Below are 18,322 nucleotides of genomic sequence, written 5' to 3'. Positions count from 1 at the left end.
AGCGAATACTTTCCATGCGTCTTTTCTCACCGCGTACCCCCGGTCGTCAGCAAGCCCGCCGCCATGCATCCCGCTGGCCGCTGCTGGCCGTGTCGGCTGCCCTCTTCGGCTGCGCCAGCATGGCCCCGCAGGACACCCGCCTGCCCGACACGCCCGTGCCCACGGCATGGGCCGCCGGCACAACGGCGGCCCCTGGCAACACGGCCACTTCGCTCGCGCAGTGGTGGCAGCGCCTGGGTGACCCGCAACTGACCGCGCTGGTCGAGCAGGCCCTCATGGCCAACACCAGCGTGCGCACGGCCCAGGCTGCGCTGCGGCAGGCGCGCGCCCAGGTGGACGTGCAGGCCGCAGGCCTGTCGCCCCAGGTGGGCGCCTCGGCCTCCGCGCAGCGCAGCCGCTCGGGCAACAGCGGCACCGGCAACAACTTCCAGGTGGGCTTCGATGCGAGCTGGGAGCCCGATGTGTTCGGCCGCGTGCGCGCCGGGGTCAACGCCAGCGAGGCCGATGCCCGCGCAGCCGAGGCCAGCCTGGCCGACGTGCAGGTGTCGCTGGCGGCCGAGGTGGCGGTGAACTACATCGAGCTGCGCGGCCTGCAGCAGCGGCTGGTGATCGCGCGCAGCAACCTGGCCAGCCAGAGCGAGACCTTGCAGATCACGCAGTGGCGCCTGCAGGCGGGGCTGACCACCTCGCTCGTGGCCGAGCAGGCGCGTGCGGCGTCGGAGCAGACCGCCGCGCAGATCCCCGCGCTCGAAGCCAGCCTGGCCCAGTCGCGCCACAGCCTGGCCGTGCTGACGGGCCAGGCGCCGGCCGCGCTCGATGCGCAACTGGCCGCCAGCGTGGCCGTGCCCCAGCCCGGCGATGAACTGGCCATGGCGATCCCTGCCGAAACCCTGCGCCAGCGGCCCGACGTGCGCGCCGCCGAGCAGCGCATCACCGCCGCGCTGGCCCGCGTCTCGCAGGCCGATGCGGCGCGCTACCCGGACTTCGGCATCAGCGGCTCGCTGGGCCTGCGCGCCCTCACGCTGGGGGCCTTGAGCGGCGGCAGTGCCGTGGCCGCCTCGCTGCTGGGCAGCATCTCGGTACCGCTGCTCGATGGCGGCGCCGCGCGCGCCCAGGTGCGGGCGCAGGAGGCCAGCCTGGAGCAGGCGCGCATCGCCTACCAGGCGGCCGTGCTCACGGCGCTCAAGGACGTCGAAGATGCACTGGTGTCCCTTCGCGGCAACCGCGAGCGCCTGGTGCGCCTGCGCTTGGCCGCCGACGCCGCCGGCAACGCCGAGTTGCTGGCGCGCCAGCGCTACAGCAGCGGGTTGATCGACTTCCAGTCGGTGCTGGAGACCCAGCGCACGCTGCTGTCCACGCAGGAGGGCGTGGCCACCACGGTGGCCAACCTGTCTGCCGACCATGTGCGACTGTACAAGGCGCTGGGCGGCGGCTGGCAGGCGCCTTAGCCCTGCGCCGTTTCATTTCCTGCAGCCCCATGGGGGGTCCTGCGCACACGGCGCATGGACACCCGACGGCCCCTTCTTTCCAGCCTTCACCCGAGCCGATTGCCATGACCGACAACACCAAGGAATCGCAGCCCCGTGCTGCCACCACCGGGGCCAGTGCCCCGGCCGACCTGCAGGCCCTGCTGGGCGGGGATGCACCGCGCCGCTGGTACCGGCGCACCTCGCTGTGGCTGGGCGTCGCGGCGCTGGCGCTGGCGGGGGCCGGCATCTACGCCTGGCAGGTGCAAAAGCGGGCCAGCGAAGCACCGGTCTATGTGGCGGAAGAGGTCAGGAAGGGCAACCTCACGCTGTCCGTGTCGGCCAACGGCACGCTGCAGCCCACGCGGCTGGTGACCATCGGCAGCGAGCTGTCGGGCACGGTGCGCCAGGTGATGGTGGACGTGAACGACAAGGTCAAAAAGGGCCAGGTGCTGGTGGAGCTCGATACCGCCAAGCTCGATGCGCAGGTGCTGCGCTCGCGCGCCTCGCTGGCCTCCGCGCAGGCGCGGCAGGCACAGGCCGCGGCCACCACCAAGGAGGCGCTGGCAAGCCTGGGCCGCCTCGAAGAAGTGGCGCGCCTGTCGGGCGGCAAGGTGCCTTCGGCCGCCGAACTGGACACGGGCCGTGCCACGCTGGAGCGCGCGCGCGCCGACGAGGCCAGCGCCCGCGCCACGGTGGACGATGCCCGTGCAGCCCTGTCCACCGATGAGACCAGCCTGTCCAAGGCCTCCATTCGCTCGCCCATCGACGGCGTGGTGCTCACCCGCACGGTGGAGCCCGGCAACGCCGTGGCCGCGTCGCTGCAGGCCGTGACCTTGTTCACCGTGGCTGAGGACCTTACCCGGCTGCGCCTGGACGTGAGCGTGGACGAGGCCGACGTGGGCTCGCTGCAGGTCGGGCAGAAGGCCAGCTTCACCGTCAGCGCCTACCCCTCGCGGCGCTACCCGGCCACGGTCACGCGCGTGTCCTTCGGCTCCACCAAGACGGACAACGTGGTCACCTACATCACCTGGCTGGAGGTGAACAACACCGACATGAGCCTGCGCCCCGGCATGACGGCGGCGGCCACCATCACCTCCACCGAACGCAACGATGTGCTGCTGGTGCCCAACACGGCGCTGCGCTTCACGCCGGCGCAGGCGGCCCCGGCGGCGGGCGCCGCCGCAGGCGCTCCCCCAGCGGCGGGGGCCAAGCCCGCGTCGGCACAGGGGGGGGGCATCCTGGGGCAGCTCATGCCGCGCATGCCCCGCCAGGGGGGCAATCGCCGAGCGGGCGCGGGCGCGGGCGGGCCGTCCGGTGAGGACGCGGCAGCGAAGATGCGCCAGGTGTGGGTGCTCAAGGACGGCACGGCCCAGCCGCTGCAGGTGCGCGTGGGCATCAGCGACGGCCGCATGACCGAGGTGACCGGCGAGGGCATCGCGCCCGGCATGGCCGTGATCACCGACCAGCGCAGCAACGGGGCGGCGCGATGACGGCCGCAGGCAGCACTGGCAGCGCAGGCGGTACAGGCGGCATGCCGCTGATACGCCTGCGTGGCGTCACCAAGGTGTATGGTGAGGGCGCGCTGGCCTTTCAGGCGCTCAAGGGCGTGGACCTGGACATCGCCCAGGGCGATTTCGTGGCCATCATGGGGCCCAGCGGCTCGGGCAAGTCCACGGCCATGAACACCCTCGGTTGCCTGGACCGGCCCACCACGGGCGACTACCTGTTCAAGGGCGTGCATGTGGAGGCGCTTCAGCGCGACGAGCGCGCGCGGCTGCGCCGACGCTATTTCGGCTTCGTGTTCCAGGGCTTCAACCTGCTGGCGCGCACCTCGGCGCAGGAGAACGTGGAGCTGCCCCTGCTGTACCGGGGCGAGCCCGCGGCGTCGCGCCGCGTGGCGGCGGCCCGGGCGCTGGCCGCAGTGGGCCTCAAGGGCTGGGAACACCACACGCCGGCCGAGCTGTCGGGCGGGCAGCAGCAGCGCGTGGCGATCGCCCGCGCCATCGTCACCGAGCCGGCCGTGCTGCTCGCCGACGAGCCCACCGGCAACCTGGATACGCAGCGCAGCCACGAGATCATGGAGCTGCTGTGGCGCCTGAACGCGGACCAGGGCATCACCGTGCTGATGGTCACGCACGAGAGCGACATGGCCGAGTACGCGCGGCGCATCGTGCGCTTCGTCGATGGCGTGGTGGACAGCGATGTCCCCAACCCGCACCCGCGCGGCCTGCTGCGTGAGCAGGCCGCGCCCGGCGCGGCGCTGCCGCTGGTGGAGGTGCGCTGATGTTCCTGAGCACCATTCTCCTGGCGCTGCGCTCCATACGGCGCAACCTCATGCGCTCGTTCCTGACCATCCTGGGCATCGTGATCGGCGTGAGCGCGGTGATCACCATGGTCACGCTGGGCAACGGAGCCACGCTGGCCATCCAGAACCAGATCTCGGGCCTGGGCACCAACCTGCTGCAGGTGCGCCCCGGCCAGCGCATGGGGCCGGGCGGCGGCGCGGGCGGGGCCGCCTTCAAGGACACCGATGCCGATGCCATCGCGCAGCAGATCGGCGGCGTTCTGGCCGTGGCGCCCGAGTCGCGCGCGGCAGCCACCGTGGTGGCGGGCGGGCGCAACTGGGCCACCAGCATCATCGGCAGCACCAATGCCTGGCTGCAGACCGGCAACTGGACCTTGCGCATCGGCCGCGAGTTCACCGACGACGAGCTGCGCGCGGGCGCCGCGGTCTGCGTGATCGGTGAGACCGTGCGCCGCGAGCTGTACGGCACGCGCGACGCGGTGGGCGAGCAACTGCGCGTGAAGGCGTTCTCGTGCGAGGTGGTCGGGGTGCTGGCCTCCAAGGGGCAGGGCGCCTTCGGCAACGACCAGGACGATACCGTGCTGGTGCCCCTGCGCACGCTGCAGCGCCGTGTGACCGGCAATACCCGGGTCAACACCCTCTTGGTGTCGATGAAGGACGGCAGCGAACCCGAGCGCGTGAAGGCCAGCCTGACCCAACTGCTGCGCGAGCTGCGCAAGCTCTCGGACTCGGACGAGGACAATTTCAACGTGCTCGACACCAAGCAGCTGGGCGAGACGCTCTCGGGCACCACCAAGGTACTGACCACGCTGCTCGGTGCGGTGGCGGCCGTGAGCCTGCTGGTGGGCGGCATCGGCATCATGAACATCATGCTGGTGAGCGTGACCGAGCGCACGCGCGAGATCGGGCTGCGCCTGGCCATCGGCGCGCTCGAGCGCGAGGTGCTGCTGCAGTTCCTGATCGAGGCCGTGGTGCTGGCCGCGCTGGGCGGGCTCATCGGCATCGTGCTGGCCACGGCGGCCTCGCTGGGGCTGTCGGTGCTGATGGGCGTGCCCTACCTGTTCAACCCGGGGGTGAACCTGCTGTCCTTCGTGTTCTCGGCCGGCATCGGCGTGGTGTTCGGCTACTTCCCTGCGCGCCGGGCAGCGCGCATGGACCCCATCGACGCCCTGCGCCACGAGTGATGTGCCTCCCCGGTGCCCAGGCACCGGGGCAGGGCGAAGGCTTGCCCCATCCTCGCCCCAAGTTGGTGACATGCTGCACCGCAGCGAGGCGCCTGGCGGCGGTGCCCCTTGGGCTGGGGCAGGGTCCGCACGCAAAAGAGTCGGCACGCTTATTGCTGAGAACAGGCCGTACGCCGGTAAAGCTGCCCGCGCACTGATAACAACCCCTCCGCTAATGATGGCGGAACACCCGAGCGAGCCGCGGCTTCCGTAGCTGGCTGCTTGGTAGTTCCAACCCACGCCCGTGGTTCCGCGGAGGGTGCGTTGTGCCGCAAGGCATGGCACATCCTGCACCCCTCGATATGTTCCCCGGGTCCTTGCAGGATGAGCAAGCATGAAAATCGTTCTCATTGGCCACGGCATGGTCGGCCACAAGTTCCTCGAAAGCCTGGCCGAGACCGGCATGACCGGCGTCGAAGTCACCGTGCTCTGCGAGGAGCCACGCCCTGCCTACGACCGGGTGCACCTCTCCGCCTTCTTCAGCGGCACGTCGGCCGATGAGCTCTCGCTGGTCGAGCCCGGCTTCTTCGAGCGCACCGGCTTCACGCTGCGCCTGGCCGCTCGGGCCGCCTCGGTGGACCGCCGCACCCGCACCGTGACCACGGCCGAGGGCGAGGTGCTGCCCTACGACAAGCTGGTGCTGGCCACCGGCTCCAACCCCTTCGTGCCCCAGGTGCCGGGGCGCGACCGCGAGCACTGCTTCGTCTACCGCACCATCGAGGACCTGGAGGCCATGCAGGCCTCGGGTGCCAAATCCAAGACCGGCGTGGTCGTGGGCGGTGGCCTGCTGGGCCTGGAATGCGCCAAGGCGCTGCGCGACATGGGCCTGGAGACCCATGTGGTCGAGTTCGCCCCGCGGCTCATGGCCGTGCAGGTCGACGAAGGCGGCGGCCGCGTGCTGCGCGCCAAGATCGAGGAGCTGGGCGTGCAGGTGCACACTGGCCGCAACACCCAGGAGATCACCGATGGCGCCCGCGCGCGCCACCGCATGGTGTTCGCCGACGGAACCTGGCTGGAGACCGACATGATCGTCTTCTCCGCCGGCATCCGCCCGCGCGACGACCTGGCGCGCCAGAGCCTGCTGGCCGTCGGTCCGCGCGGCGGCGTGGCCATCGACAGTGCCTGCCGTACCAGCGACCACGACGTCTACGCCATCGGCGAATGCGCGTCGTGGAACGAGCAGACCTTCGGCCTGGTGGCGCCCGGTTACGACATGGCGCGTGTGGCGGCCCGCCATATCGCAGGCGACGCCGACGCCGCCTTCGTGGGCGCGGACATGAGCACCAAGCTCAAGCTCATGGGCGTGGACGTGGCCAGCATCGGCGACGCGCACGCGAAAACGCCGCACAGCCGCACCTGCCAGTACGTGGACGAGCGCCGCCAGGTCTACAAGAAGATCGTCATCAGCGAGGACGGCAAGCAACTGCTGGGCGCCGTGCTGATCGGCGACGCCACCGAATACGGCACCCTGCTGCAGATGGCGCTCAACGGCATCGCGCTGCCCGAGGACCCCGAGTTCCTGATCTTCCCGTCCAGCGACGGCAAGGCCAAACCCGGCCTGGGCGTGGACGCGCTGCCCGACACGGCGCAGATCTGCTCGTGCAACAACGTCACCAAGGGCGGCATCTGCGAAGCCGTGGGCAATGGCGCCTGCACCATCGCCGAGATGAAGGCCTGCACCAAGGCCGGCGCCACCTGCGGCGGCTGCGTGCCCCTGGTCACCCAGGTCATGAAGGCCGAGATGGCGCGCCGCGGCATGGCGGTGAACAACCACATCTGCGAGCACTTCGCGTACTCGCGCCAGGAGATCTACCACCTGGTGCGCGTGGGCAACATCAAGAGCTTCGGCGACCTGCTCGCCCAGCACGGCAAGGGCATGGGCTGCGACATCTGCAAACCCGTGGCGGCCAGCGTGTTCGCCTCGTGCTGGAACGAGTTCGTGCTCAAGAAAGAGCTCGCCGGCCTGCAGGACAGCAACGACTACTACCTGGGCAACATCCAGAAGGACGGCACCTACTCGGTGGTGCCGCGCATGCCCGGCGGCGAGGTCACGCCCGACGGCCTGATCGCCGTGGGCCAGGTGGCCAAGAAGTACGGCCTGTACACCAAGGTCACCGGCGGTGCGCGGGTCGACATGTTCGGTGCGCGCCTGGAGCAACTGCCCCTGATCTGGGAGGAACTGATCACCGCCGGTTTCGAGTCCGGCCACGCCTATGGCAAGTCGCTGCGCACGGTCAAGAGCTGCGTGGGCTCGACCTGGTGCCGCTATGGCGTGGGCGACAGCGTGGGCCTGGCCGTGGAGCTGGAGAACCGCTACAAGGGCCTGCGCGCCCCGCACAAGATCAAGTTCGGCGTCTCGGGCTGCACGCGCGAATGCGCCGAGGCGCAGGGCAAGGACATCGGCATCATCGCCACCGACAAGGGCTGGAACCTCTACATCTGCGGCAACGGCGGCATGAAGCCACGCCATGCCGAGCTGTTCGCGTCCGACCTGTCGAAAGAAGAACTGGTGCGCATGATCGACCGGGTGCTGATGTTCTATGTGCGCACGGCCGACCGGCTGCAGCGCACCAGCACCTGGCGCGAGAACCTGGAGGGCGGCCTCGACTACCTCAAGGATGTTTTGCAAAAGGACAGCCTGGGCCTGTGCGCCGAGCTCGAAACCCAGATGCAGCACGTGGTGAGCACCTACCAGTGCGAGTGGAAGACCGCCGTGACCGACCCCGAGACGCGCAAGCGCTTCCGCTCGTTCGTCAACAGCGACAAGGCCGACGAGAACGTGCTCTTCGTCGAGGAGCGTGGCCAGATCCGCCCGGCGCGCGCTGAGGAGCGTGGAACCGGCCCTGCCAAGGTCATCCCCATCCGCCAGGCAGCTTGACATGAAGCACCCCCTGAGTCGCTTCGCGCCTTCACCCCTCTCTCGACTCGCTACGCGATTCGGGAGGGGGACGCCCCCAGCGCGGCGGGGCGGCCCTTGCGCGGGGGCACTGATGTCGGCTGCGCCAGTTGCTCGCGCTGCGGGCAACTTGTAGCGCAATGAATCAATAACGGAGAACTCCCATGAGCGCACTTCCCATGAACAGCAGCACCGACTCCCTTGCCTGGACCGACATCTGCGCGGTCGACGACATCCTGCCCAGCACCGGCATCTGCGCGCTGGTGGCCGATCGCCACGTGGCCGTGTTCCGCACCGGCAGCGACCAGTTCTTCGCCATCGACAACGTGGACCCGAAGTCGGGTGCCAGCGTGCTGTCGCGCGGGCTGATCGGCAACCTGGGCGAGCGCGTCGTGGTTGCCTCGCCGCTGTACAAGAACCATTTCGACCTGCGCACCGGCGAATGCCTGGAGGCGCCCGAGCATTCGGTGCAGGCGCACGGCGTGCGCGCCGAGGGCGGGCGCATCAGCGTGGCAGTCGCTTGAACGCTTTGGGAGGCGTCTGGCGGGGTTAGCATCTGCGTATCCTGAATCCCGGAGTCACCGCATGCCCGACCTGGCCGCCGCGCCCCTGTCCGTTTCCAGCCTCGTGCTGCGCTCGCGCCAACTCGAGATCGATGCGGTGCACCACCTGGCCAGCCGGGCCGCGCTGGTGGATGTGGTCGGCCAGCTGATCGAGGGCCTGCAGCGCGAGCGCGGTGCATCGGGCGTGTACCTGGCGTCCAAGGCTCAGCGCTTTGCCGACCTGCGCGGTCGCATCGTGCAGGAGGTGGTGTTGCTGGAGGCCAAGCTGCGCGCGGAGTTTGCCCAGCATGTCGAGCCCGCGCAGGGCGCGACGGCCAAGGCCTTGTCGCTGATGGCCTGGGCACTGCTGGGGCTCGATTCGCTGCCCGCGCTGCGCAGCCAGATCGACAAGCAGGCGATGGCGGCGCACGACTCGATTGCCGCGTTCAGCCACCTGATCGCGGGGCTGATCGAATTGGTCTTCCACGTGGCCGATGCGGCCGCTCTGCCCAGCGTCTCGCGCCAGCTCGTGGCCCTGCTGCACCTGGTGCAGGCGCAGGAAGAGGCGGGGCAGGAGCGTGCCATGGGTGCGTTGCTCTTTGCTTCAGGCCTGGGCAGCGATGCGCACCAGCAGCGCGTGCTGCACCTGATCGATGCGCAGGAGCGCAGCCTGCGCGTGTTTTCCGAATTTGCCGACCCGGCCCTGCGCACGCGCTGGGAGCAGCAGCAACTGGCCCCGGGCATGGCCCAGCTGGAGCGCCTGCGGCGCACGCTGTGCGTGGCCCGCCCCGGCGCCGCGCTGGACAGCAACCTGAGCGACGCCTGGTTCGACGTGTCCACCGAGCGCATCAACGCGCTGTGGCTGCTGCAGGTCGAGCTGGTGCAGCGCCTGCGCGAGGACTGCGCGGCCCGCATCCTCGAAGCCCAGCAGGACCTGCAGGACTCCAGGGGCCTGCTGCGCGGCCTGCGCGACAACCCGCCGCAGCGCACGCACGCGGTGGACCGCTTCTTCGACATCGCCATCGCACCCGAGGCCGTGCCCGAGCAGGCCGCCAGCGCGCATGCGGGTGAATCGGCATCGTTGCTGGAGCTGCTGCAGGCCCAGTCGGCGCGCATGGCCAGCATGGAGGCCGAGCTCGAGGCGGCGCGCCGCACGCTCAACGAGCGCAAGGTGATCGAGCGCGCCAAGGGCGTGCTCATGGCCCGCCTGGGCATGAACGAGGAAGTGGCCTTCCGCGTGCTGCAAAAGACCTCGATGGACCAGAACCGCCGCCTGCTCGATGTGGCCGAGGCCACGCTGTCCCTGCCGGACCTGGCGTTCGCCCACCCCGAGCGCAAGGGCGATAAACCTGTTTGATCCGAGGCACACAGACGCCAGGAGGCGGTGTCCGAGTTCCTGTACGACCTGCAATCGCCCGGCGTGCAGTTCCATCGTCTGCGTGCGCCACTGCTGGTGGAGCGCAATCCGGTGCGGTTCTGGCAGACCGTGTCATGCCTGCTGGGGCTGGCGGTGGTGGTGCTGTTGGGAATGCGCGCGTACGGAAATTGAAGGAACCCTTGCGGTTCGGCGCGTGAGAGAACGGGGGCAAAGCCCTGATGCAGCAAGGCCTTTGACGGGCAGGGCCCATGGCATGGACGGGTGAAGCGCGGCCGCCAGGCCGCGCTCCACTGCGCCGTGTACTGACTTACTGGATGCTCAGCGTGGTGGCCTTGCTGACGGGCTCCACACGCACCAGGGTGAGCGTGAGCACACCGTTTTCGAGCTTGGCGCTGCTGGCTGCGGCATCGATGTCGGTGGCCAGCTCCCAGGCGCGCTGCACCTGGCGCGGGGCGCCTTCCACGCTGGACAGGCGCACCACATTGCCTTCGATGGCGATCTGCAACTGCTCACGGGCCAGGCCGGGCACATCGAGCTGCAAGGTGGTGGCCTTGTCGTCCTGCGTGACGGTCACGCCGGCAGAGCGGGCCGGGGCTGCATTGGCAAAGCTGCCGAGCAGAAAACGCTGCAGGGCCAGATCGGCGGAACGGGGGGTGTTGTTGAAGGCGGAACGGCGGGCGACGGGGGCGAAGATCATGGAAAAGGACTCCTATACACTGCGCGGCTCTCGACGTGGTCGCCGCATGGACAGAACTTGTGTACGGCCGCGCGGGTTTTCAAGGGGAAAAAGAGCATGAATAAATTGCGGTTCGCGGGCTTGAAATCAGGCACTGCGGCATTACGTCGTTCCGGTTTGGCCGTTGCCGCCACACTCGCCTGCACGCTGGCGCCCGCCTCCAGCAGCTGGGCGCAGGCTGCCGCCACAGCACCCGCCAAGCCCGTGAAGATGGCGCTGATCGAAAGCCTCTCGGGCTCCTTCGCCAACACCGGCGAGGCCGTCTACCGCAACATCTACTGGGCCATGGAGCGCGTCAACGCGCGCGGTGGCGTGGCTCTGCCGGCCAGTGCCGGCGGCCCGCGTCCGCTGGCGCTGGAGCGCTACGACAGCAAGGGCCAGAACGAGGAGGCCCTGTCGGCCTTGCGCGCGGCCATCGACGATGGCGCTCAGGTCGTGCTGCAGGGCAACTCCTCGGCCACGGCCGCAGTGCTGATCGAGGCCATCAACAAGCACAACGAGCGCGAGCCGAACAAGCGCGTGATCTTCCTGAACTACTCGGCGGTGGACCCCATCCTGACCAACGAGAAATGCAGCTTCTGGCACTTCCGCTTCGACGCCCATGCCGACATGCGCATGGCCGCGCTCATGGAGGTGATGCGCGACGACAAGGCCTTGAAAAGCGTCTACCTGATCGGCCAGGACTACAGCTTCGGCCAAGCCGTGCTGCGCGAGGCGAAAAAGCAGCTGGCGGCCCAGCGCCCCGATGTGTCCGTGGTCGGCGAAGAGCTGCACCCCGTGGGCCGCGTGAAGGACTTCGCGCCCTATGCCGTGAAGATCAAGACCAGCGGCGCGCAGGCCGTGGTCACGGGCAACTGGGGCAACGACCTCACGCTGCTGGTCAAGGCCGCGCGCGAGGTGGGCTACGACGGCAGTTTCTACACCTTCTACGGCAATGCGCTGGGGGCTCCGGCGGCCATCGGCGATGCCGGCATCGGCAAGGTGGTGGCCGTGGCCGACTGGCTGCCCAACGTGCCGGGTGCGCAGAGCGAGGCCTTCTACCAGTCCTTTCGCGAGCGCTTTCCCAAGCCCCAGGACGACTACGTGCACATGCGCATGCAGCTCATGGTGGAGGCACTCGCGCAGTCCATCGAGCGCGCGGGCAGCACCGATCCGGTGGCCGTGGCGCGCCAGATGGAAAAGGCCAGCGTGCAGCTCTCGGGCCAGGGCGGCAGCATGCGCGCGGCGGACCACCAGTTCCAGCAGGCGCTGGTGGTGGGCGTGATGGACAAGAAGGGCGCACCGGGCGTCAAGTTCGACGTCGAAGGCTCGGGCTACGGCTTTCGCGTGGTGCGCCAGATCGCCCCTGCCAAGGCCCAGCAGCCGCACGGCTGCACGATGCAAAGACCGTGAGTTGAGGTTCCCCCTGCTCCCCCTGCCTAGCGCCCTCCTTGCGTGCAGCCCTGGTCTGCTGGAGCGTGGCCGTGGCAGGGCCGGCGGCCTCAGGGCCTCCTGGTTTCGCCGCTGGCGGGCGCCACTGTGGTTTCGGCACGCGCCATGGCCGCCAGCAGTTCGGGGAAGATCTCGGTGCGGATCTTCTCCTGCAGGCGGGCGCTGAGGGCGTCGCTGGCGGCCAGGGCCTTGGCCCGCTGGGCCTTGCGCTCGGGGCTGCGTTCGCTGCCGAGCAGCACGTGCAGCTCTTCTGGCGCCAGGTGTGCCCGCAGGGCCTGCACGATCAGGGGCAGCACGGTTTCGAAGCGGATGTCCGCCCGCATGCGCTGCGAGATGTTGGCAAACCACTGCCGCTGTTGCTTGCTGAGGGCCTCGGATTGCACCATCCCCATTTGCGCGCGCATGGCCGATTCCAGGCGCTGCATGCGCGCGTTGAACTCGTTTTGCATCAGCAGCCGGGTCAGGTCGGCCGCCAGGGCATCGTGGGCATCAGCAGCGGTCCAGGCCGCCGGCCTGGGCGGCCGAGGGCCCTTGGCGCGGCCCTGGTCGTCGCTGGACTCGAAAAGGGCGTCCACCCGCTCGTCCATGAATTTTGCGAGTGCGAGGGTGGCCTCGATCATGGCCGGCTGCAGCTTGTTCAGGTGCAGCAGGCCCGGCGCCGTGCCGTAAAAGGCCAGCAGGGCCCGCGCATCGGCCTCGGTGTACTGCGTCTGGTACACCCCGGTGACCAGGGGGCGCAGCGTTTCCCACGCAAAGTGCTGCTGCAGCACCGGCTGCGCCGTGGCATAGGCCTTGCGCTTGCGCTCGCGCTCCGCCGGTTCGGCCATGCCCTCGATGGCATCGAGCTGCGCCTGGTTCACGGCCTGCTGTATCTCGCGCATGCGTTCGGGCATCTGCTCGGCGTCGAAGAGGGCGTGCAGTGTGGCCTCGCTCACTGCGGTCACCGGGATGGTGGCCGGGGGCGCGGCATGGGCGGTGCCCGCACCGCCTGCAGGCGGCACCAGGGTGGTCAGGGTGATGAGCAGCGCCGCGGCCAGATGGGGCGCGCGTGCGGCGCGGGAATGGTGGGACGGCGGGGCCATGGCGTGCATCGGGTGGGGTCCGTTGGCGAAGCCGCCATGGTAAGGGCCTTCCTACCGCGCCGCCGCCACCTCGCGGCCCAGCTCGATCACGGCCATGGCGTAGTAGCTCGACCAGTTGTAGCGCGTGATGGCGTAGAAGTTCTCCGTGCCCGCCACATAGGTCGGGGTGTCGCCGCCGTTCTGCAGCTCCACCAGCGCCATGGGGCCCACGTGCTGGGCCCCTGCGGCGTCGAGCAGCGCGCCCTTGGCCTGCATGCTGGCGGCGCTGAAGGTGGGCAGGATGTCCGGGGCCAGCAGGGTGTCGAGCTGCAGCCGCGCGGTGTCGAACTGCACGCCAAAGTGCGTGGGCATGCCCGTGGTCCAGTTGTGGCCCTTGAAGTAGTTGGCCACCGAGCCGATGGCATCCACCGGGCTGCGGAACAGGTCGATGCGGCCGTCGCCATCGAAATCGACGGCGTAGCGCACCCAGCTCGAGGGCATGAACTGCCCCAGGCCCATCGCGCCCGCATAGCTGCCGCGCGGCTCGAAGGGGTCGATGTTGCTGCGGTTGGAGAGGCTCAGGAACTGTTCGAGCTCGCGCTGGAAGAACTCGCGGCGCTCCTTGGCGCGCGGGTGGGCGTTGGGAAAGTCGAAGGCCAGCGTGGCCAGCGCGTCCATCACGCGGAAGTTGCCCATCTGCTGGCCGTAGATGGTCTCCACGCCGATGATGCCGACGATGATCTCCACCGGCACGCCGTACTCGGCCTCGGCGCGTTCCAGCGCTTCGCGGTGCTCCTGCCAGAAGCGCACGCCGGCGCGGATGCGCACCGGGTCGATGAAGCGGCTGCGGTAGACGCGCCAGTTCTTGGGCGTGCCCACGGGCGGCGGCAGCATGAGGCGCGGCACCTGGGACAACATGCGCGCCTGGCCGATGGCCTGGCGCACCCACTCGCGGTCCAGGCCGCGCCGGGCGGCCAGGTCGTCGGCAAAGGCCATGGCATCTGGGCGGTTGGCGTAGGGCACGCCGCCCTGCACGGTGGAATTCGCGGCGGCTTTTTTGGCGGGCTTGGAGGGGCTGGCGAGGGCGGGCAGGGCACAGGCCACCGCCATGCAGGCGATGGCAACGGATTTCAGAAGGCGCATGTCGTTCGGGTCATCGGCCCCGTGCGGACGGGGGCCAGGGCAGGGTGTTGAATTCGCGGCGCAGGGCGCCGAACTGCTGGGCGGGCTCGGGGGCATAGCGTACCTGCTCCAGCCGCAGCAGCCAGGCGGCCAGGCCGCTGGCGCTGTCACCGAAGTGGGCGGTCACCTGCTGGGCCATGGAGCGCGGCGGCAAGGTGTCGGGCAGCACCAGGCCGGCCTTGGCCAGGCGCTGGCGCACGCGGGCCAGCAGGCGCAGCCAGGGATCGTGCTGGCTGCGTTCCCACAGCGTCCACAGCCCGCCGCCGCTGGCGGCCAGCACGATGAGCACGCCCAGCACGGTGGTCAGGTCCTGCCAGCTTGGCGACTCGAAGCCCAGGGCCTTGAGCAGGTCGAACTGGCGGCTCTGGCTGTAGTTGAGCACCCATTGGCTCCAGCCGTTGTTCACGGCCTCCCATATGGCGCGCAGATTCTGCACCATGCCCGGGCTGATGGTGCCCATGGCGCTGGCAAATGCGCCTTCGGGGGCCCGCAGGCGCTGGAACTGGCCCACCCGGCCTGGCGACACTGCGCCCGTGGGATCCACGCGCACCCAGCCGCGCCCCTCCATCCAGACCTCGGCCCAGGCGTGGGCGTCGGCGTTGCGCACGGTCCAGTAGCCGTCCACGGGGTTGCGCTCGCCCCCCTGGTAGCCGGTGACGATGCGGGCGGGTATGTCCAGCGCGCGCATCAGGATCACGAAGGCCGAGGAAATGTGCTCGCAGAAGCCTTCCTTGCGGTCGAACCAGAACTCGTCGGCGGTATGCTCACCGAAGACGCCGGGCTCCAGCGAATAGCCGTAGCCCCCCGTGCGCAGGCGCTGCAGCACGGCATTGACCAGCACCTGGGTGCTGGCCCCGGCCAGCGCGGGGTCGGCGCGCATCTCAGCCGCCAGTGCCAGGGTGCGCGGGTTGAAGCCGGGTGGCAGTTCGGTGTACACGCGCAACTGGCGTATGGACTCCTGCGGGCCGTGGCGAAAATCGGGGTAGCTCACGGCCTGGTAGCGCAGCACGTCGGTGATGGGGCGCGTGGTCATCCACTGCAGGTCCTGCGTCATGTAGGCCTGCATGTTGGGCACCTGGGGGGCCTCGGGGGTGGCCTCCAGCACCATCAGCCAGGGCTGGCGCTGGGGTTCCAGCGTCACTTCGTAGCGCACGGCGGGCCCGCGGGTCTGCAGGTTGGCGGGCACCGCCACGCGCGCCGCCCAGGCACTGTCTTCGCGGAACGGCTCGGCCTGCCACTGCCGCCCGTCGAAAGCGGCCATGACCGGCCCGCGGAAATACAGCATGGACTGCTGGGGGATGTCGGTGGGCGCACCTTCGAAGCGCAGGCGGATCGCCACCCGCTCATCGAGCGCGATCTCGGCCATGTCGCCGATCTTCATGGTGCCCGACAGGCCACTGCGCCCCGTGAGGTTGTCGCCGGGCATGCCCCACAGCGGCGACATGCGCGGAAACAGCATGAACAGCGCCACCATGATGGGCGCGCCCAGCAGGGCCATGGTGCCTGCGATGCGAAAGGTCTGCGCCAGCGGCGGGCGCCCCACCGGCATGTGGGCGTTGACCAGGGCCGTGAGCAGGCCCAGCAAGGCCACGAGCATGGCGGCGGCCGTGAGCAGCGACTGCGAGAAGAAGAAGTTGCTGAGCATCGTGAAGAAGCCCAGGAAGAAGATCACCATGGCGTCGCGCCGCGCACGCAGCTCCAGGGTCTTGAAGGCCAGCATCATCACCATGAGGGTGACGCCGGCATCGCGCCCGAGGATGGTGCGGTGCGTGAGCAGCGTGCCCCCCACGGCCACGATGACCAGCACCGTGAGCAGCCAGCGCCCGGGCAGTGGCCGGCCCGACCAGGCCATCCAGCCGCGCCACAGCAGCATGCCGAAGGCCATGGCACTGGCCCAGGCGGGCAGGTTGGCCACCTGGGGGGCGATCACCCAGGCCGTGGCGAACAGCAGGAACAGCGTGTCCCGCGTGTCGCGTGGCAGGGTGGCGAGGGTCTGGCGCAGGCTCATGGAGCGTCGGGTTTCCGATGAAAAGGGTGCAGGGGGCAATGCGTTTGGATGGCGGGTCACCGGCAGAAGTTCAGCACAGCGCCAGCGCTTCCAGGCAGCGGCGGCGGTGGGCGGTGCCGGTGTCGGGCGCGATCTCCACGCCGGGCAGGCGCAGGCCATAGTCCAGGCCCAGGCGGTCGGCCTGCAGCACCCAGGCGGCCAGGCGCGAGATGCGGGCCTCGGGGTCGGGCAGGGCGGCCTGGGACGGGTCGAGCCACAGCTCGTGGCGCTGGGCCTGCTGCGAATCGCGGCTCACCAGGTCGTCGGTGCCGGTGCCCAGCGTCTTGGCCGCCTTCTTCCAGACCACGAGCTTGAGCGGGTCGCCACGCCGGTAGGCGCGCACCCCATCGAACTCGCCGATGCCCTGCGAGGGCGCGCTGCCCGTGCCCGCACCGCGCGGCTCGCCCGGTGGCAGCGGCGGCGGGGGCAGCTCGGGCGCCGGGTACACCAGCACCTGGGCGGCCGGGCGCCAGTAGGTCCACACGCGGAAGGTGCCCAGGGGAAACCGGGTTTCGGCCGTGAGCACGGGCACGCGGTGCAGGCCCCGGCGCGGGGGCGCAAAGGCCACATGCACGGTGGAGCGTCCCTGCGCCGGCACATCGGTCCAGGCCCAGTGGTGCGCCTCGCCGCCGCTGCCATGCACGGCCAGGCCGATGCCGTAGCGCGGCGTCTTGCGTTCGCTGGACACCTGGACCTCGATGGTGGCGCTGGTTCCCATGAAGTGCGGCTCGGGCTCCTTGAGGTGCAGCGTGATGCCGCGCAGCGTGGCGTGGCAGATGTGCATGCCGATCACCGCGCTGCCTGCCAGCAGAAAGGTCAGCAGGTAGCCCAGGTTGAGCTGGTAGTTGATGGACGCCACCAGCAGGATCAGCAAGGTGAGCGCCAGCATCCATCCCGCGCCCGTGGGCAGGATGTAGACATTGCGCTGGGTCAGCGTGAGCGTGTCGCTCAGCGGCCGGCGCACCATCCACCAGGCCTCGAAGCGCTTGCGCAGCGGTGTGAGCGGGTTGAGCGCTGCCAGGGCGGCGCGCAGCCGGCCGGGCGATGGCGTGGGCGATGTGGCGGTTGCCATGTCCCTCGGGCTCAAGGCAGGGGCACGGACTCGACCATGGCGCGCACCTGCTCCACAGCACCCCGGCCCGCATCGCCCACGGGCACCAGGCGGTGGGCAATGGTCTGGGGCAGCACGGCCTGCACGTCGTCGGGCGCCACATAGTCGCGCCCGCTGATCAGCGCCTGCGCCTTGGCCGCGCGCACCAGCGCGATGCCCGCACGCGGCGACAGCCCCTGCAGGAACCAGCGGCCCGAGCGCGTGGCCGCGATCAGGTCCTGCACGTAGTTGAGCAGCGGATCGGCCGTGTGCACGGCCAGCACCTGGCGCTGCAGCTCGGCCAGTTCTTCATCCGACAACTGGGGCAGCATGGAGTCCACCATGTCGCGCCGGTCGGCGCCGGCCAGCAGCACGCGCTCGGCCGCCCGGTCGGGGTAGCCGATGGAGATGCGCATCAGAAAGCGGTCCAGCTGCGACTCGGGCAGCGCAAAGGTGCCGAGCTGGTCGTGCGGGTTCTGCGTGGCGATCACGAAGAAGGGGTGGGGCAGGGCGCGCGTCTCGCCTTCCACCGACACCTGCTTTTCTTCCATGGCTTCGAGCAGCGCGCTCTGTGTCTTGGGGCTGGCGCGGTTGATTTCATCGGCCAGCAGCACCTGGGCGAACACCGGGCCGGGGTGGAACACGAAGGACTCCTTGCCGCGTTCGTACACCGAAACCCCGGTGAGGTCGCTGGGCATCAGGTCGGCTGTGAACTGCACGCGCGAGAACTGCAGCCCGAAGGTGCGCGACAGGGCGTGGGCCAGGGTGGTCTTGCCCACCCCCGGAACATCCTCGATCAGCAGGTGGCCGCCGGCCAGCAGGCAGGCCACGCAGTCCTGTACCTGGGCCTGTTTGCCTACGATCACCGTGTTAAGCTGGTCCAGAAGCGATTTGATTTTGTGCTGGGCATTCATGGTCATGGCGCGACGTTATCCGAAAAAGACGAGACACGGGGATTGACT

15 protein-coding genes are annotated in these 18,322 nt (G+C 69.7%); 9 read left to right on the top strand and 6 right to left on the bottom strand.

Annotation, left to right across the window (positions count from 1 at the left end):
* The first annotated feature begins 14 nt into the window (after positions 1-14).
* From U5N23_RS21480 to U5N23_RS21445, 8 genes are all read left to right on the top strand, one after another.
* Positions 15-1,448 (top strand): efflux transporter outer membrane subunit, encoded by a 1,434-nt coding sequence (locus U5N23_RS21480; protein WP_322594772.1) that lies wholly within the window; start codon positions 15-17, stop codon positions 1,446-1,448.
* Positions 1,449-1,552: 104 nt separating this feature from the next.
* Complete coding sequence (locus U5N23_RS21475) at positions 1,553-2,959, top strand: efflux RND transporter periplasmic adaptor subunit (protein ID WP_322594771.1); 1,407 nt, start codon at positions 1,553-1,555, stop codon at positions 2,957-2,959.
* A 41-nt stretch (positions 2,960-3,000) separates the two neighbouring features.
* On the top strand, positions 3,001-3,753 hold the full coding sequence (locus U5N23_RS21470) for an ABC transporter ATP-binding protein (RefSeq protein WP_322594770.1): 753 nt from the start codon (positions 3,001-3,003) through the stop codon (positions 3,751-3,753).
* Positions 3,753-4,958 carry an ABC transporter permease gene (locus tag U5N23_RS21465; protein ID WP_322594769.1) on the top strand — a complete coding sequence of 402 codons (1,206 nt, stop codon included), beginning with the start codon at positions 3,753-3,755 and terminating at the stop codon, positions 4,956-4,958. Before U5N23_RS21470 ends, U5N23_RS21465 begins: the two co-directional genes overlap by 1 nt.
* 373 nt (positions 4,959-5,331) lie before the next feature.
* Positions 5,332-7,875, top strand: a complete 2,544-nt coding sequence (gene nirB, locus U5N23_RS21460; protein ID WP_322594768.1) for a nitrite reductase large subunit NirB — start codon at positions 5,332-5,334, stop codon at positions 7,873-7,875.
* A gap of 182 nt (positions 7,876-8,057) precedes the next feature.
* Positions 8,058-8,417 carry a nitrite reductase small subunit NirD gene (gene nirD, locus U5N23_RS21455; protein ID WP_322594767.1) on the top strand — a complete coding sequence of 120 codons (360 nt, stop codon included), beginning with the start codon at positions 8,058-8,060 and terminating at the stop codon, positions 8,415-8,417.
* A gap of 61 nt (positions 8,418-8,478) precedes the next feature.
* Positions 8,479-9,792 carry a nitrate- and nitrite sensing domain-containing protein gene (locus U5N23_RS21450; protein ID WP_322594766.1) on the top strand — a complete coding sequence of 438 codons (1,314 nt, stop codon included), beginning with the start codon at positions 8,479-8,481 and terminating at the stop codon, positions 9,790-9,792.
* A 27-nt stretch (positions 9,793-9,819) separates the two neighbouring features.
* Complete coding sequence (locus tag U5N23_RS21445) at positions 9,820-9,984, top strand: hypothetical protein (protein WP_322594765.1); 165 nt, start codon at positions 9,820-9,822, stop codon at positions 9,982-9,984.
* Positions 9,985-10,120: 136 nt separating this feature from the next.
* On the opposite strand, the gene U5N23_RS21440 is transcribed toward U5N23_RS21445, so the two are convergent.
* Positions 10,121-10,510, bottom strand: a complete 390-nt coding sequence (locus tag U5N23_RS21440; protein ID WP_322594764.1) for an Hsp20/alpha crystallin family protein — start codon at positions 10,508-10,510, stop codon at positions 10,121-10,123.
* A gap of 96 nt (positions 10,511-10,606) precedes the next feature.
* Here U5N23_RS21440 and U5N23_RS21435 point away from each other — a divergent pair, with 96 nt between their 5' ends.
* The gene (locus U5N23_RS21435; RefSeq protein ID WP_322594763.1) at positions 10,607-11,941 is read left to right on the top strand and encodes a branched-chain amino acid ABC transporter substrate-binding protein; all 1,335 of its coding nucleotides are present in this window, start codon (positions 10,607-10,609) and stop codon (positions 11,939-11,941) included.
* 89 nt (positions 11,942-12,030) lie between these two features.
* Here U5N23_RS21435 and U5N23_RS21430 read toward each other — a convergent pair whose 3' ends face one another.
* The 5 genes from U5N23_RS21430 to U5N23_RS21410 form a co-directional block, all read right to left on the bottom strand.
* Positions 12,031-13,062: a hypothetical protein gene (locus U5N23_RS21430; protein ID WP_322594762.1), complete on the bottom strand. Its 1,032-nt coding sequence runs from the start codon at positions 13,060-13,062 to the stop codon at positions 12,031-12,033.
* Positions 13,063-13,113: 51 nt separating this feature from the next.
* Positions 13,114-14,184: a lytic murein transglycosylase B gene (gene mltB / locus U5N23_RS21425; protein ID WP_322594761.1), complete on the bottom strand. Its 1,071-nt coding sequence runs from the start codon at positions 14,182-14,184 to the stop codon at positions 13,114-13,116.
* A gap of 10 nt (positions 14,185-14,194) precedes the next feature.
* Complete coding sequence (locus U5N23_RS21420; protein ID WP_322594760.1) at positions 14,195-16,231, bottom strand: DUF3488 and transglutaminase-like domain-containing protein; 2,037 nt, start codon at positions 16,229-16,231, stop codon at positions 14,195-14,197.
* A 70-nt stretch (positions 16,232-16,301) separates the two neighbouring features.
* Positions 16,302-17,342 (bottom strand): DUF58 domain-containing protein, encoded by a 1,041-nt coding sequence (locus U5N23_RS21415; protein WP_322594759.1) that lies wholly within the window; start codon positions 17,340-17,342, stop codon positions 16,302-16,304.
* 11 nt (positions 17,343-17,353) lie between these two features.
* Positions 17,354-18,274 (bottom strand): MoxR family ATPase, encoded by a 921-nt coding sequence (locus tag U5N23_RS21410; RefSeq protein ID WP_322595541.1) that lies wholly within the window; start codon positions 18,272-18,274, stop codon positions 17,354-17,356.
* Positions 18,275-18,322 lie beyond the last annotated feature (48 nt).

The organism is Acidovorax sp., assembly GCF_034519795.1.
Classification (GTDB): Bacteria; Pseudomonadota; Gammaproteobacteria; order Burkholderiales; family Burkholderiaceae_C; genus Acidovorax.
This window is presented reverse-complemented; position numbering and strand designations above follow the sequence as displayed.